The organism is Prevotella sp. AM34-19LB, assembly GCF_003468525.1.
Lineage (GTDB): Bacteria > Bacteroidota > Bacteroidia > Bacteroidales > Bacteroidaceae > Prevotella.
Genome location: NZ_QSIG01000013.1, coordinates 17,195 through 32,818, shown reverse-complemented (window position 1 = coordinate 32,818; position 15,624 = coordinate 17,195). Strand labels below are relative to the sequence as shown.

Sequence of the window (15,624 nt, the reverse complement as noted above, 5' to 3'; positions counted from 1 at the left end):
TAGTGACTTTTGCGAGCCATTTATGGCAAACAAATCGCTTAAACTTCAATTTAGTAAACAGACAAATAATAAGATATGTTATTAGAGAAAATCGAAGAACTCTTGAAAGAAGTCAACGCTCTCACAGCCCAGAACGCAGAGGAGGTAGAGCAGCTTCGCATCAAGTATCTCAGCAAGAAGGGTGAAATCAATGCCCTCATGGCCGACTTCCGCAATGTGCCAGGCGACCAGAAAAAAGAGGTTGGTATCAAGATCAACGAATTAAAGAACGCAGCCCTTGAGAAAATCAATGGTCTGAAAGAGCAGATGGAGGAAGCAGAGTCTTCAAGCGATGACATCGACCTGACCCGTACAGCTTATCCTGTAGCGCTCGGAACCCGCCATCCATTGACCGTGGTGAAGAACCAGATCATCGACATCTTCGGCCGCATGGGATTCACTCTCTATCAGGGTCCGGAGGTAGATGACGACAAGCACGTATTCACCATGCTGAACTTCGCTGCCGACCATCCAGCCCGCGACATGCAGGATACATTCTTCATCGAGAAGACCAACTCCGACGATGTTACCAAGAATGTATTGCTCCGTAGCCATACCTCTAACGACGAGGCTCACTATATGGAGACCCACGAGCCACCTATCCGCGTATTGTGCCCAGGACGAGTATATCGCAACGAGGCTATCAGCGCACGTGCCCACTGCTTCTTCCACCAGGTAGAAGGTCTCTATGTAGATAAGAACGTAAGCTTCACCGACCTCAAGCAGGTGCTCCTCACTTTCGCTCGCGAAATGTTCGGTGCAGATACCAAGATCCGCCTGCGCCCTAGCTACTTCCCATTCACAGAACCTAGTGCTGAGATGGATATCTCCTGCAACATCTGCGGTGGCAAGGGATGTAACTTCTGCAAGCATACAGGATGGGTTGAAATCCTGGGTTGCGGTATGGTTGACCCTCACGATCTCGAGGCATGTGGTATCGACAGCAACGTATATACCGGTTATGCATTCGGTATGGGCGTTGAGCGTATCACCAACCTGAAGTATCGTGTGAGCGACCTTCGTCTCTTCTCAGAGAACGATACCCGCTTCCTGCGTGAATTCGAATCAGCAAAGTAATTCATTAATAAGAATCAACATGAAAAAAATTACAGTTAACACCATCATTGCGCTCGCATTGGGTTCAATGTGCTTAAGTTCATGCATCGGCTCTTTCGGCTTGACCAACAGTGTGCTCAGCTGGAACAAACGTGCGACAGACAACAAGTTCATCAACGAGTTGATTTTCATTGTCATCAGCCCTGCTTATGCAGTCTGCTCAGTAGCTGACTTGTTTGTACTCAACAGCATAGAGTTCTGGACAGGTGACAAAGTGATTGCCAACGTTGGCAAGACTCAGAATGTTACCGGCAAGGATGGCAGATTGTATGCCATCAAGACTCTGAAGAATGGCTACGAGATTACCGACCCTGCTGGTGAGAAGTCTTACTTCGTGTTCGACAAGAAGAACAAGAGCTGGTCTTACAGCAAGGATGGCGACATCCGCGAGCTCTTCAGCTTCAACGAGGATGGCAGCATCCAGGCTTGCCTGCCTAGCGGACAGAAGATGAACGTAGAGCAGAACGAGATTGGTCTTTACCAGCTCCGCATGGCTGTTAACGACGGTTTGTATTTTGCTTGCAACAAGTAAAATACCACCCTACCCTATATGAAATAAGGTGAGTCATCAAAGAAATGGCTCACCTTTTTTATTTTCATTCATTCCATTATTCTACTTCTTTATTATAATAAATAAGGTGTTTCTGCGTTAGATAATGTATGAAACAAAGATTATTCATTCTCACAATATGCCTGATTGCCACCCTGAAGATGATGGCACAGGAATTTACACTGCACGGCAGGGTGACTGATGAAGACAGTCATCCTATAGAGCTTGTCACCGTATCCGTGGCAAGCCAGGGAAAAGTAGCCTTTACCTCGCTGAAGGGAGAGTTCAGCATGCACCTTCATTTTGCCGACAGCGTGACGGTCAAATTCTCCATGATAGGATACAAGAGCAAGGTTAGAGTGCTGAGAAAACCTCGGGGCAGGCAAAACCTGCAAGTAGTTCTCCATACCGATGATGCCATGCTGGGAGAAGTGAATGTAACGGGAGAAAAAATACAGACCGACCAGACACAGGAAATCAAGCTCAAGGATGCCAGACTGGCTCCTTCTGCCAACAGCAATGCCGTAGAAGGCATCATCCAGCAGCAAGCCGGCGTAAGTACCCACAACGAACTCTCATCACAATACAATGTGCGTGGCGGTGCTTTCGACGAAAACTCCGTATATATAAATAATGTGGAGGTTTATCGTCCATATCTCGTCCGCAGCGGTCAGCAGGAAGGTCTCTCCATCATCAATCCCTATATGGTAGATAAAATCGGATTCTCTACGGGTGGATATGCTGCCAAATACGGAGACAAGATGAGTTCTGCACTCGACATCACCTACAAGACACTAAAGGCAAAGGGAAAGAAAACCATCCTGGAAGGAAGCGTAGCTGCCAGCCTGCTCGGAGCGGATGCCTACATAGGATTGGGAACCCGGAAGCTGTCCTGGCTCAACAGTGTGAGATACAAGACTACAGCCTATCTGCTCGGTTCGATGGAGACCAAGGGAGAATACAAGCCGAACTATCTCGACTATCAGACCTATCTGAGCTATCAGCCCAACAAGCGTTGGAAGATTGATTTCATCGGAAACATCTCTGACAACCACTACAATTTCGAGCCATCCGACCGTGAAACCACCTTCGGAACAATGGAAAACGTCAAGAACTTTAGAGTATATTTCGACGGTCAGGAGAAGGATCGCTTCCTCACCTATTTCGGAACGCTGGGCATCACCCGCAACATCACCTCCAACACCAGCATCTCGCTCCTGGGCAGTGCCTTCTACACCAGAGAACAGGAAAAATACGATATTCAGGGACAGTATTGGCTAGACCAGAGCGAAACCTCCGAAAACCTGGGTGTAGGAACCTACTTCGAGCATGCCCGCAATTATCTCACGGCTCGTGTGATGAGTGCCAAGCTGATGCTGAAGCACAAGATACAGAAGCATGATATGGAGGCTGCTGTCACAATGAAACGGGAGCATATCGAAGAAAATTCCGTAGAATACGAGATGAGAGATTCTGCCGGATACAGCATTCCGCACACCGGAAAAGACCTCTATATGTACTATTCCATGAAGGCTAGAAACGAGTTGAATGCCAACCGCATAGAAGCCTATCTTCAAGATACTTACCGCTTCACTAGCGGAGGAGATTCCATCCAGTCTGGCGATATCAGGCAAACACTCTATACGCTAAACTATGGTCTTCGTCTGAGCCATTGGAATTTCAACCGGGAAACCATCCTGAGCCCGCGCGTCTCCCTCGCCATCATCCCGGCAAGCCATGAGAATACGACGCTCCGTTTCGCAGCAGGTCTTTATTATCAGGCACCTTTCTTCAAGGAGCTGAGAGATACATCCACCATCAATGGAGCAACCATCGCATCGCTCAACCGGAAGATCAAGAGTCAGCGAAGCATCCACTTCATAGCCGGTTACGACTACCGTTTCAAGGTGAATGAACAGAGATACAAGTTCTCAGCCGAAGCCTACTACAAGGCTTTGAGTAATCTGGTGCCCTACTCTGTCAGTAATGTAAAGGTAGTTTATTACGGACAGAACGAATGCAGCGGTCATGCAGCAGGTCTCGACTTCAAGCTCTATGGCGAGTTTGTACCCGGCACGGACTCCTGGCTCAGTCTGTCGCTGATGGATACCAGGATGAAACTCAAGGGCAAGAGCATCCCGCTTCCTACCGACCAGCGGTATGCGGTGAATCTCTTCTTCACCGATTACTTCCCAGGCAGCAGGAAGTGGCTTCTGTCTCTCAAGCTCGCCTTTGCCGATGGTCTTCCATTCGCTGCGCCTCATAGAGAACTGGAAACCAACAGTTTCCGAGCTACCGCCTATCGCCGTGCAGATATCGGAATGAGCTACCAGTTGCTGGACAACCACCATCATGAGCACAGAACATTCCTCAAGAATGTAACAGTGGGTATAGATTGCCTCAATCTCTTCGGCATCGACAACGTAAACAGCTACTATTGGGTAACGGATGTCACGAATCAGCAGTATGCCGTGCCTAATTATCTCACCGGCAGACAGCTCAATGCAAGAGTGTTATTGGAATTCTGATAAGCCAGAAGTAAAAGCAGAGAGTAAGGAATTAAAAGCAGGGATAAGGAAAAGCGAGGAGTTTTAGCACTCAAAAATGGTGATTTTTCACATTATTCTAAATATTTAACCGTAGATAGTTCGCTATCTGCGGTTTTTTTCGTATCTTTGTGCCCGATTTATGCGATGACGGTTCATATCCATCATCTCAAATCACTATAAACGAAAAAAGAAATTATACATAATAATTAATTATGAGCAAACAAGTAGAAAAGATTAAAGAGCTGATCGCTAAGCGCGAACAGGCTCGTCTTGGCGGTGGTGAGAAGGCCATCGAGAAGCAGCATGCACGTGGCAAATATACAGCTCGTGAGCGTATCGAAATGTTGGTAGATGCTGGCAGTTTCGAGGAGTACGACATGTTCAAGTTGCACCGTTGCACTAACTTCGGTATGGAGAAGAAGCAGTACCTCGGTGATGGTGTGGTAGCTGGTAGCGCTACTGTCGCAGGCCGCCTGGTTTACGTATATGCTCAGGACTTCACCGTTAACGGTGGTTCACTCTCTGAGACTATGGCACAGAAGATCTGCAAGGTGATGGATATGGCTATGACTATGGGTGCACCTGTTATCTGTATGAACGACTCTGGTGGTGCCCGCATCCAGGAAGGTATCTGCGCCCTCGCTGGTTATGGAGAAATCTTCGAGCGCAATATCCTCGCTTCTGGTGTCATTCCACAGATTTCTGCTATCATGGGTCCTTGCGCTGGTGGTGCCGTTTACTCTCCAGCCTTGACCGACTTCATCATTATGAAGGAGCAGACTTCTTATATGTTCCTGACAGGTCCTAAGGTTGTAAAGACCGTAACCGGTGAGGATATCGATGCAGAGCACCTCGGTGGTGCATCTGTCCACGCAACCAAGAGTGGTGTTACCCACTTCGCTGCCAAGACTGAGGAAGAGGCTATCGAGATGATCAAGAGCTTGCTCTCTTTCATCCCTAGCAACAATACAGAAGAGGCTCCACGCGTAGAGTGCACAGACCCTATCGACCGCATGGATGATACCTTGAACGAGATTATCCCTGAGGATCCTAACCAGGCATACGATATGTACAAGGTGATTGGCGCTGTAACTGATAACGGAGAGTTCTTCGAGGTTCAGCCTAAGTTCGCTAAGAACATCATCACAGGTTTCGCCCGCTTCAATGGTCAGAGTGTGGGTATCGTAGCTAACCAGCCATCAGCTTATGCTGGTGTACTCGATGTAAACGCTAGCCGCAAGGCAGCCCGCTTCGTTCGTTTCTGCGATGCATTCAATATTCCTATCGTATCTCTCGTTGACGTACCAGGATTCTTGCCAGGTACAGGTCAGGAGTACAATGCTGTCATCCTCCACGGTGCACAGTTGCTCTACGCTTACGGAGAGGCTACCGTGCCAAAGATTACCATCACATTGCGTAAGAGCTATGGTGGTAGCCACATCGTGATGGGTTGCAAGCAGTTGCGTGCCGACTTGAACTTCGCTTGGCCATCTTCAGAGATTGCCGTAATGGGTGCCAGCGGTGCCGTTGCCGTTCTCTGTGGTAAGGAAGCTAAGGCTAAGAAGGAAGCTGGTGAGGATGTAAAGGCATTCCTGGCAGAGAAGGAGCAGGAATACACAGACAAGTTCGCTAATCCATATCAGGCTGCTCAGTATGGCTACATCGATGATGTCATCGAGCCACGCAACACCCGTTTCCGCATCTGCCGTGGTTTGGCTCAGCTCGCAACCAAGCGTCAGAGCTTGCCAGCTAAGAAGCATGGCTGTATGCCAATGTAATGATATAATTAAACATTAGAATAAATGGATAAGAATATTTATGCTGCGATTGCCATGGCACTCTATGAGTACCAGGGCAATAACGTACACGACAAGGAGCCTGGCATCATTACGATCAAGCCACGTCAGACGATGTGGAACGCCAAGTTCTTGAGTTTAACAGCCAAACCATAAAGATAAAGAAATGAAAGAGTTTAAATATACAATTGACGGAAAAGAATACAAGGTTCAGATTGACGCTGTTGAGGGTAACATCGCAAGCGTGAACGTAAATGGCGAAGCTTACAAGGTTGAGATGGAACAGGAAGCTGAACCAGAAAAGAAGAAGGTAGTGCTCGGTCAGCCAGCTGCTGCATCTGATGATGCTGAAGCTACTCCAGCTGCCAACGTAAATACAGCCAACGCTGTAAAGGCTCCTCTCCCTGGTACTATCACCAGCATCGAGGTAGCAGTAGGTCAGGAGGTGAAGGCTGGCGATACTGTTGTCGTTCTCGAGGCTATGAAGATGCAGAACAACATCGAGGCTGAGAAGGATGGCAAGGTTACTGCTATCTGCGTAAAGCCTGGTCAGGCTGTTCTCGAAGAGGATGCACTCGTGGTTATCGAGTAAATCAAGAATTCGAGAATTATACTTTCTGATTCGGGAATTTACGATTCGGGAATTTATAAAGAATATCAAAGGTCGCAAGCTGTTAATTGTTTGCGACCTTTTTCTATACTGCTGTATGAGCATAAACTGCTATACAAAGTAATTTTTTACTAAAGAAAAAAGACATAAAGTACAATAAAATGATAGATTTAACAGAAGAACAGATAGAAAGATACAGTCGCCACATCCTCCTTCAGGATGTAGGTCTCGAGGGGCAGGAAAAGCTCCTCAATGCCAAGGTGCTCATCATTGGTGCCGGAGGCTTAGGCTCCCCAGTTGCCCTCTACCTCGCTGCGGCTGGCGTAGGACATATCGGTATCGTGGATGCCGATGTGGTTGACCTCAGCAACCTGCAACGCCAGGTCATCCACCAGACCAAAGACTTGAATACCCCTAAGGTGGAAAGCGCCAAGGAGAAGATGATTGCCATCAATCCTGATGTAGAGGTGACAACATATCATACTTTCCTCGCCTCAGACAATGCCGAGGAAATCATCAAGCCATGGGATTTCATCATCGATTGCACCGATAACTTCCCGGCGAAGTTCCTCATCAATGATGCCTGTGTGCGACTGGGCAAGGCATTCTCGCATGGCGGCATCCTGAGATTCCAGGGGCAGACCTTCACCCATCTTCCAGGCACGGCTTGTTACCGTTGCTTCTTCAAGGAGCCACCTCCAGCAGGCGCTGTTCCTACCAGTAGCCAGGCAGGAGTCCTGGGTGCCATCGCTGGTATGCTCGGAACCATCCAGGCTGCCGAGGCTTTGAAGTACTTCCTCGGTGTGGGCGAACTGCTCACCGACCGATTGCTCACCTTCGATGCCAAGACGATGAACTTCCGCACCATCAAGGTAAAGAAGCGTGCATCCTGCGAAATCTGCGGCGACCACCCTACCATCGATCATCTCATCGACTATGAGTAGGCTGCGTGTGATTTGAGATAGAATAAAGCATCGGGTAAACACGCACAACTTGATAAAAACAAATTAGGCAGTAACGCATCCTTTCGGATTCCGTTACTGCCTAAAATTTACCTATAGATTTTCAACCCATTTTCTCCCACTTTTCGTAAAAGCAGACCACAGGTATAGGCAACATGCAATGATACCTACCCCACCTAAAACAATGTACATTCCTTCCATAATCATTTCTTTTTTAATATGTTATCAGCAAATTTCCAGACAGGTCAGTCCGCATCCTATCACAAACAGCGACAGAACGAAGAAGTAGAAACTGTTGATCATGCTTCCCGGTATGAACATCAGAGCACCGATACCGAAGAGAACCAGTCCTGTTATCACTCCCCTCCTGTAGCCCCACTTCCGGATAATCCATCCGGCAGGCAGCGCCATCAGAAAGTAGGCACCATAGACAGCAGCCTGCGTCAAGGCCGACATCGTCTTGCTGATATGGAACGACTCCTGGAAATGCGGATTCAGCACCTCCAGGATGCCATGGGCAAAGCCCCACATGAAGAAGAGGCTACTGATGATGAGGAAGGGCACCAGATAGTTATGCCCTTCGTATCTGAAGATAGATGGCTTCGTCATGATTCTCTGCAAATTTAAGACTGTCCTTTACTACCAGTGCCAGATAACCTTTTTAAGAATTCGGATGCAAAGGTAACTACTTAATATGTTTAAACCTTACGCTGTAATGGTGATATACCAAAACCAGTACATAAACCTATATCCACTTATCCAAATAACATTTAAAATCCTCTATACCTATAACTTCCACTTTAGGAAAAGGAATATTTTCCAGGACCTTAAAGTGCTTGTCTTCTGTAACAATACACTTTGCATTTGCAGCAATGGCACAATCTACAAACTTATTGTCATCTTTATCTGCCTCAATTAAAGCAAAAGTATAATGAGGATCTTTGCGAATTACATTGGGTCTAGTCAATATAGCATAAACTATGGCCTCAGAAACTTGAGGGGATATATTACGAGATAAAACCTCTGATTACTCCTCTATTATTTCATTGGACACACAAAGGTTATAATCGCCCCTAAGAAAAGCATTCCACACCTTACGATACGGACTTCTTGGGGCGATTGACATAATCAAACTATTTGTATCCAATACAATATTCATCACCTAAAGATTATAATTTTGGTTTATTGTATGGAGTACGTTCATGGAGATGCCGGAAACTCTCGATACGTTCTTCATTCAGGGTTCCTTCATTCCACATCCTATCTAATTCAGCATCAGCCATCTGAACAAAATAATCGGAGATTACCTTATTCAAATCTCGCAAAGCCTCAGGAGTCTTGATAAATGACAGCATATCGAGGATTTGCAATTGAGCTTGATTCATTGTTGCTACCTGTGCCATAATAATTCATTTTATTAATTTATAACCGCAAAGTTACGCTTTTTCTTCGAAACCACCAAGAAAATCGAAAGAAATCTGCAACTCATCAACAAATTACCACAAAAATCTGTAAACAATAAACTATTAACTGTAAACTATAGCCTGCTATTCCCCGACGGTCCCATCCCGCACAATCTGGCGAGACCTTTGTAAGTATCCGCTCAACGCCGTATTGCATATCTCAAAAAAATGTTGTACCTTTGCACGGCGGCATCATTTTTCTAATTTTGAGACAAGAATACGAAGTTTAGCCCTCCACCAGCTAATGCCAGTGGAGGTTACCTATTACTTGAGGCAACTCCACTCCCGAAGCCTTGCCGTCTTCTCTCGCTGTCGATAATATGATAACAGACATAGAAAGTGCAACCTTTGAAATTTAAGCGTTATGATACAGAACAAATTATTCCGTGATTGCCTCGCTGCAATACCTGCCGAGCAAAAGGCAGAGTTCGATTTGTCTTTCGGTATTGCCGAGCGCATTAGTGAGATTCTGAAAGCCAAGGGTCTCACCCAAAAGGATTTCGCCCGCTTGCTCAACAAGCGAGACTCAGAAATCTCCAAATGGCTAACAGGCAGACATAACTTCACTACTCAAACTATTGCTCGTATAGAAACAGCTTTGGGAAGTAAACTCATCAGCATAGCTCATTGATTGAGCTATGCTTTATTTATAGAATCTGCAATAACCTTTCATCGGTATCCTCCAAATTCAGAACCTTAGCATGCTCAAGCCTGTTTTTACTTACTGCTAATAAAAGGATGCTCTGTTTAAATTAGACTGAAGCATTGAACAATATAGGCCATATTTTTTCTTAATGATATTCGAGACTAATTTTACAAACCATTTGTCTGCCTTTGGTGAAAAGTAAATATTATCAATTAGCAGATTCAAATCCACAGGTATAAGCAAGTCATGTGCATCCGTCAACATATTGAAATCGGGAGATTCCGAAATCACTCTAAATTCTTTCTCGTGAGCAAAAGATAATCTTTTATACCAAGGAGCATCAAACATATGAAAGTCTTTCCCTGATGTTCCATTATGATATTCGCTATAATCAATATAATTTACCATACCGAATTCGCAATTTGCTGTAACCGGTAGTGCCTGATAAAGACGCTCAAACGTAGTCTGAATAGCAATTCCTTGTTTAGTATCCCTAGAATACAATTGCCACATAGCTTCAGACTCGACATCTGACTGATGCCAACAACTTATGTAGTTATTTAAGCGCCACTTTCTAATTGTTCTTCTATATCTATCAAATTCATATTTGGCTTTTTCTTCGTCATTGCTCCCATCGTCAAATTCTTTCAAATTAACGAATGGTGCTCTTCGCTGCATTTCCATTTTAATCCAAGCATCTTCATTGGTAGCAACTCCCAAGGCACCTTCATAAGAGTCATTAAAATGATCTATACGGGTAAAATACAAAGAACTTTCATCCAATAAAGACAGGAACTTAGCTAAATCCATATATCGCCATAACTTTGCTGATGGTTCTGGAATTTTGCAGCAAAATCTTCTGTTAGAATAAAATCTTGCATCCTTCATTTTCGAACTACAGCCTTTACAAGTATAAGCTAATGCACCATCATCTAAATGCCCAATAAAAGTTTCCTCCCCATTGCTAAATTCTTTTCCACATAAAGTGCATTGATTCCTATGGATAATATAGAACCATCTTTCTTGCTTAATGCTTTCTAAATCATATTTTTTATGCGCTCCCATTATCATATAGTTTTAATGTCAAGACCTAACTATTCGACCTCTATTATTCTCTGAATTTCATCCATCAATTTAAGAAATACTCTTTCTTGTGCAGGTTTTTCCATTTCCGCCAAAGTTTCCTCAGGCTTATTTACTGCTTGGAATTCTGACAATTCTGATTTTAAAAAGAAACTCGGTTCTACCAATAAACACAACACATTAGTATTCTCAGCTTCAGCCTTCCTTAAAATCGGTGGAAGTTCATTGTTTTCAATAAAATCAGAAGCAAGAAAGTCTGTAGAGACCAAAAGTATTGCAATGTTAGCATCATCCAATGCCTTTTTTATCTCTTCTTTCCAGTGTTGTCCAGCATGAATTTTCTTGTCAGACCATTCTTCAAAACCTCCTATATACTTTTTCAGCACACTCAAATGGGTCATCAATCTATTGTGGAAATTTTCATCAGCATGAGCATAGCTGATAAATATTTTCTTCTTGTCTTTATGCATAATAATCTTTTTATTTTCAGTTCCATTCTTCGGAAGTTGCATAGAGGGTATTACAACCTTCTTATCATCCTCAATTACAAGTTCATCAACATACGACACAGGATTATCTACAACATCCAATTTTGTGATACCGCTTATCAAACTTTCATCAAGATGTTCTATTTTATTCTTACTAAGAATGAGTGTAGTAATCTTCGAGTCAAGTATTTGCTTGGGTAAATGCTTGATTTGGTTACCATGCAGATTCAAAATCTTCAACTTTGGCAGTTTAAATAAGGCGCCTTGTAATACCTTTAAATTATTAAAAGCCAAATCTAAGGTTCGAAGTTTTTTGAGTTTCAATATTTCTTGAGGAATCACCTCTATCCTATTGTAACTCAAATCGAGCTTTTCTAGATTTGCATACTGATATACATTATCAGGTATTGTCTTTAGATTTTTATGGGATAAATTAAGTTTTGTAACTTGCTTTATCGTTTTTCCTTTAATTTTTATTGGATATTCCATAATATTTATGTATCTTTGCACCCATAGTCGGACTATGGGGGTAGCGACTTAAAATAAGTGATGTTCAGAGTGCACTCCTGCGGGAGGTCAATCTGATTAATATCTTGAATGGAGTCTAAGCGTAGAGGAGGAACCTCTAATAGACGGGGAAGAAGAACTTCAACGGCTTGCTTAGAATCCCTTTAATTCATCGCAGCTTCGGCATCCCACGTTTTTCGCTAGCGAATTTGTGTTCTGTCATACAAAAGAACACATACAGCATTCTGAGGTCGTTCGATTTGAACGACCTCATTTGTTTTCTTTTATCTCGACATAGCACTCCTCCATTTTCTCTAGCATTTTTGGCACGATGAAGAGTTCTTTCACACTCTTTCTGCCAGTCTCGCCATTCAGCGACACCCAGGAACAGTAAAGGTGACAGCAGGAGTACCACAATAGCTTCAGTCATGACCAATCCAAACGCCTCGTCCTTAATAACAGATGAAAAAAATCAGTATTACATAATTCCATTATAACAAGCCGTAGTAAGACCAACACAAGCGGTCTCCACCTTTAGCAAGGCGGTCCCAGCCCGCATAATTTGGCGCAGACCTTTGATGGTCCGCCAACCTTAGAGCGTAGCGGTTCTGAGCACCGGAGGGCGGTTACATCCTCTCGTCTTTGAGGAAAGAGAGGCTTGGTGAGAAAGGTGGAGCCTTCCTTAAGGGTAAGGAAGGTTTCTGTCCCCTAGAAGGGGAACCGAAGGGGTCGTAAAGACTATTGAAGGTAGGTTTTCGAAAACTCCGCTTGAATGAATTGCGGCACTTTCCATGCCATTTTCATTTGTTTCTAGAAAACATCACTATGAGAACCAGTATTAGTCATCACTAAAACCAGCTCATCATTATATTGTTTCCATATCAACAGCCAATCTGGCATAATACTACATTCCCAACTTTTCAAACATATCATCAGCACTTTCATACTCCGTCACTCTACCATGACGAATATCATCCATTGCTTCTTCTATTCCAGCCATAACACTATTATCTTCCACCTGTATAGTTAATGTTGCCATAACCTATAATTTTAAACGTTAAACTTTTCCGCAAAAATAAGCTTTTTTATTGAAACCACCAAGAAAAATGCCGAAAAACTGCAAGCTATCAGCAAATTACTCAAAGTGCTAGCCGACAAACACTCGCAACTCTGTTGCGTCAAACAATCGCAATTTTATTGCGTAAGCCCTCCCAGCCAGCCCTTTAGGGCACAGGCTCCGCTGGCTGACCAAAACCCTGGCGGCGCTATAGCAGAGCCAGCTACACCCTCTCGTCCCTGAGGTTTCTGTCCCCTAGAAGGGGAACCGAAGGGGTCGTAAAGACTATTGAAGAGAGGCTTGGTGAGAAAGGTGGAGCCTTCCTTAACGGTAAGGAAGGACGGGTAGGTTTTCGAATCTACTTTATGAACTTCGCTTGAATGAACTGCGGCACTTTCCATGCCATTTTCATCAGCTTCGTCAATGTCACGGGCTTGAAACCATATCCGGAATATACCCTGATATCCTCATTCCACACTTTCTTGCGCTTGGCAGAATCAGTACTCATGCCACCCATTCTCATTCTCGTTACGAACTCAGGGAGATACGCCACCTTCAGATGGCAGTTATACAGATAGTTCACCAGGAGATTGGTATCAGCAGCAATCTTGTAGCTCTCATCATAGAGACCACATTTCATCTTTACTTCAGCCCCTGTCTGTCATTATCCTCGAACCAGTCAGCCAGCGCTTCCTCAAAGCTCCACTTAAACTGATAACCGCAGTTCTTCAACTTCTCACCACAGATATTAGTAGAAATCTGGAGCTTCTTCACTCTTGCAGGACAGATACCCATTGGCGAGCCAAGAAGCATGGCAGCTCTAGCCATAGGCATGATAACCCAGTTAGGAATATCAGGAACAAACTGAGTCAAGCCTGTAACCTTCTTCAACTCCTCGGCAGCAAAGTTGAAGATGACATCATCCTCTGTAGGAGTAAACGGCAAGTTCTCGATAGACTTGCGGATATCATACTCGATGAAAGAAGACTGCAACTTCTGACCATCACGCAAAGCTGGCTTGTAATCCTTTACTACCGGATTAGGAGTACCAGCCTTAACGATGTCAAGGTTATATACTTGGGCGTTAGGATAATGACGATAGCGGTGTATCGGTACTACACGTAGCTTTGCAATCGATAGCCTTGCTATGTAAGTTCTTCCGAAGAAAGTAATCCTACTTTTTTGGAAAGGATCCTTGTATATTCCCAAGAGCTGCTTACCGAAGTAATAGAAGAACTGCATGTCATCCACGAAGTAACGCTTGAAGAGGCGCTTTGGCTCCTTCATGCAACGATACAGCCACTCCATACCGATTTCCTGCCAAATCTTAGGCGCACGTTTCAATGTTCCAGCTTCGAAGTCGATGGTAGCACCCAGAGCCATGAACACCTTCCATCGCCTTGGCAGCAATACCCTCCTTGGCACCAAGCAAGAAGATCTTGCAGTCAGCATCATCCTTATGATACATATAATAAGAGGTGAAGAAGCTGGAACCCGGAATCGCTTCCTTGATTGGAGTCTTCAACAACTTGCCGAATAGGTAGAGGATTTTACTGTCACACACCACCCATTCCGACTTCTGATACACATCATAAAACTCCTTGTCCTTCTGAAGCTTAATCAGATGATCAAGATTAGGAGAGTCACAAGAACACCCTCCTTCAGATTCTCCAAGAGCTACAGACGAGTTATGTTCTGAATATCTATATTTAATACTTTTACAGTTTCCATACAATTATTTAAATTAGACTGAGAAATTAATCAATTTCATAGTCTTCTAACATTTGTTCAATATTTATCGAAGAATAATCAGAAAACATTTCTTTAAGATAACCTAAGTCATAATTGGATCCCAAAGATATATTACCATTTATTTTAGATTCACGGATAAACCTAAATAGCAAATTGCTAATATGTTTAGCCATGGGATCATTTTGATCAACATTTAACAAAGACTTCAGCATACCAAATAGTTTTTCCACTTCAGCCTTAGACGGACATATATCATATCTTTTCCAATATCTAATTTGTTCAAATATATAACAATGGGTAGAAAAAGCCTTAACTTGATACTCATCTCTATTATTAATCAATTTCAACATTCTTTTCTCACCTTCCTCAAACAATGCTTTTGCCTCAGTCTGTTCTGTTGTATAGTTTGCAAAACGTAGATAATTTCTAGCAATTGCATTTTGAACTACATAGGAATCATTTGATAAAGCATCAGCTTGATTAAAGCGATTGAGCGCTTTTTCAAAATTATTTTCACTTTGTTCTACTAAGCCTACTTGGAGCCAATAATTAAAGTCATCGTTATAATAGTTTTTTATATCAAAAAGAAGATTCTTAATCTCTGCATTAGTCATTTTCAATTTGATTTTAAGAAGCTTAACTTTCATCAACGTAGACTGAATCTCATTCCAGTACGAATGAACCGTGTTGGATATCTGAGGAGAAACTAAAGCGAGAATATCTTTTAACAAAAAAGATTTTTTTGCTGAAGAAATAGAACGAATTATATGGCTAGTAAGAATATTATTTCTCAAATAAACTCCATTATTCTCAACTGATATATTTACTAAGTCTGATATCTTATCCAATATAGTACTATAACTCGATGTATACCAAAGTGCCAACAATTCTAATGGAAAATAAGGCAAATCCATCTTCTGAAACAAAGCTAAAGCCCTTAAAACATCTATAGAATCCTCTTCATACGAAGAAATCATTTTCTTATAAATATCAATCTCACGTTTAA

At 43.3% G+C, this 15,624-nt stretch carries 16 protein-coding genes and 2 pseudogenes; 8 read left to right on the top strand and 10 right to left on the bottom strand.

Annotation, left to right across the window (positions count from 1 at the left end):
• Window positions 1-75: 75 nt before the first annotated feature.
• From pheS to DW830_RS05730, 7 genes are all read left to right on the top strand, one after another.
• Window positions 76-1,116 carry a phenylalanine--tRNA ligase subunit alpha gene (gene pheS, locus DW830_RS05755; protein WP_119249226.1) on the top strand — a complete coding sequence of 347 codons (1,041 nt, stop codon included), beginning with the start codon at window positions 76-78 and terminating at the stop codon, window positions 1,114-1,116.
• 19 nt (window positions 1,117-1,135) lie between these two features.
• Complete coding sequence (locus DW830_RS05750; protein ID WP_119249225.1) at window positions 1,136-1,687, top strand: DUF3332 domain-containing protein; 552 nt, start codon at window positions 1,136-1,138, stop codon at window positions 1,685-1,687.
• A 128-nt stretch (window positions 1,688-1,815) separates the two neighbouring features.
• On the top strand, window positions 1,816-4,233 hold the full coding sequence (locus DW830_RS05745) for a carboxypeptidase-like regulatory domain-containing protein (protein WP_119249224.1): 2,418 nt from the start codon (window positions 1,816-1,818) through the stop codon (window positions 4,231-4,233).
• Between the two features lie 233 nt (window positions 4,234-4,466).
• Window positions 4,467-6,032: an acyl-CoA carboxylase subunit beta gene (locus DW830_RS05740; RefSeq protein ID WP_119249223.1), complete on the top strand. Its 1,566-nt coding sequence runs from the start codon at window positions 4,467-4,469 to the stop codon at window positions 6,030-6,032.
• A gap of 24 nt (window positions 6,033-6,056) precedes the next feature.
• Window positions 6,057-6,206, top strand: coding sequence for a hypothetical protein (locus DW830_RS16080; protein WP_176425588.1), 150 nt, complete (start codon window positions 6,057-6,059; stop codon window positions 6,204-6,206).
• A 10-nt stretch (window positions 6,207-6,216) separates the two neighbouring features.
• Window positions 6,217-6,642: a biotin/lipoyl-containing protein gene (locus tag DW830_RS05735; protein WP_022120280.1), complete on the top strand. Its 426-nt coding sequence runs from the start codon at window positions 6,217-6,219 to the stop codon at window positions 6,640-6,642.
• A gap of 182 nt (window positions 6,643-6,824) precedes the next feature.
• The gene (locus DW830_RS05730; protein WP_119249254.1) at window positions 6,825-7,604 is read left to right on the top strand and encodes a HesA/MoeB/ThiF family protein; all 780 of its coding nucleotides are present in this window, start codon (window positions 6,825-6,827) and stop codon (window positions 7,602-7,604) included.
• 243 nt (window positions 7,605-7,847) lie between these two features.
• Here DW830_RS05730 and DW830_RS05725 read toward each other — a convergent pair whose 3' ends face one another.
• From DW830_RS05725 to DW830_RS05715, 3 genes and pseudogenes are all read right to left on the bottom strand, one after another.
• On the bottom strand, window positions 7,848-8,231 hold the full coding sequence (locus DW830_RS05725; RefSeq protein WP_119249222.1) for an MFS transporter: 384 nt from the start codon (window positions 8,229-8,231) through the stop codon (window positions 7,848-7,850).
• A gap of 136 nt (window positions 8,232-8,367) precedes the next feature.
• Window positions 8,368-8,781: pseudogene (locus tag DW830_RS17290) on the bottom strand (putative toxin-antitoxin system toxin component, PIN family).
• 10 nt (window positions 8,782-8,791) lie between these two features.
• Complete coding sequence (locus tag DW830_RS05715; RefSeq protein ID WP_233544398.1) at window positions 8,792-9,007, bottom strand: dephospho-CoA kinase; 216 nt, start codon at window positions 9,005-9,007, stop codon at window positions 8,792-8,794.
• Between the two features lie 442 nt (window positions 9,008-9,449).
• On the opposite strand from DW830_RS05715, the gene DW830_RS05710 reads away from it, so the two are divergent.
• A complete protein-coding gene (locus tag DW830_RS05710) occupies window positions 9,450-9,716 on the top strand; it encodes a multiprotein-bridging factor 1 family protein (RefSeq protein ID WP_118153697.1) in 267 nt (88 codons plus the stop codon).
• A gap of 96 nt (window positions 9,717-9,812) precedes the next feature.
• Here the strand turns inward: DW830_RS05710 and DW830_RS05705 are convergent, their stop codons facing one another.
• The 7 genes and pseudogenes from DW830_RS05705 to DW830_RS05675 all read right to left on the bottom strand — a co-directional run bounded on the left by DW830_RS05705 (window position 9,813) and on the right by DW830_RS05675 (window position 15,595).
• Complete coding sequence (locus DW830_RS05705; protein ID WP_233544397.1) at window positions 9,813-10,796, bottom strand: hypothetical protein; 984 nt, start codon at window positions 10,794-10,796, stop codon at window positions 9,813-9,815.
• Window positions 10,797-10,825: 29 nt separating this feature from the next.
• Window positions 10,826-11,791 (bottom strand): leucine-rich repeat domain-containing protein, encoded by a 966-nt coding sequence (locus DW830_RS05700; RefSeq protein WP_147487224.1) that lies wholly within the window; start codon window positions 11,789-11,791, stop codon window positions 10,826-10,828.
• A gap of 828 nt (window positions 11,792-12,619) precedes the next feature.
• Window positions 12,620-12,709 (bottom strand): type II toxin-antitoxin system YafQ family toxin, encoded by a 90-nt coding sequence (locus DW830_RS05690; protein WP_233544396.1) that lies wholly within the window; start codon window positions 12,707-12,709, stop codon window positions 12,620-12,622.
• A 4-nt stretch (window positions 12,710-12,713) separates the two neighbouring features.
• A complete protein-coding gene (locus DW830_RS16890; protein ID WP_254918957.1) occupies window positions 12,714-12,848 on the bottom strand; it encodes a hypothetical protein in 135 nt (44 codons plus the stop codon).
• Between the two features lie 376 nt (window positions 12,849-13,224).
• Entirely contained in the window at window positions 13,225-13,506 is a 282-nt protein-coding gene (locus tag DW830_RS05685; protein WP_233544395.1) for a hypothetical protein, read from the bottom strand.
• A 545-nt stretch (window positions 13,507-14,051) separates the two neighbouring features.
• Window positions 14,052-14,540: pseudogene (locus DW830_RS05680) on the bottom strand (WecB/TagA/CpsF family glycosyltransferase); the annotation flags it as partial.
• A gap of 83 nt (window positions 14,541-14,623) precedes the next feature.
• Window positions 14,624-15,595, bottom strand: a complete 972-nt coding sequence (locus DW830_RS05675; protein WP_147487223.1) for a hypothetical protein — start codon at window positions 15,593-15,595, stop codon at window positions 14,624-14,626.
• Window positions 15,596-15,624: the final 29 nt, after the last annotated feature.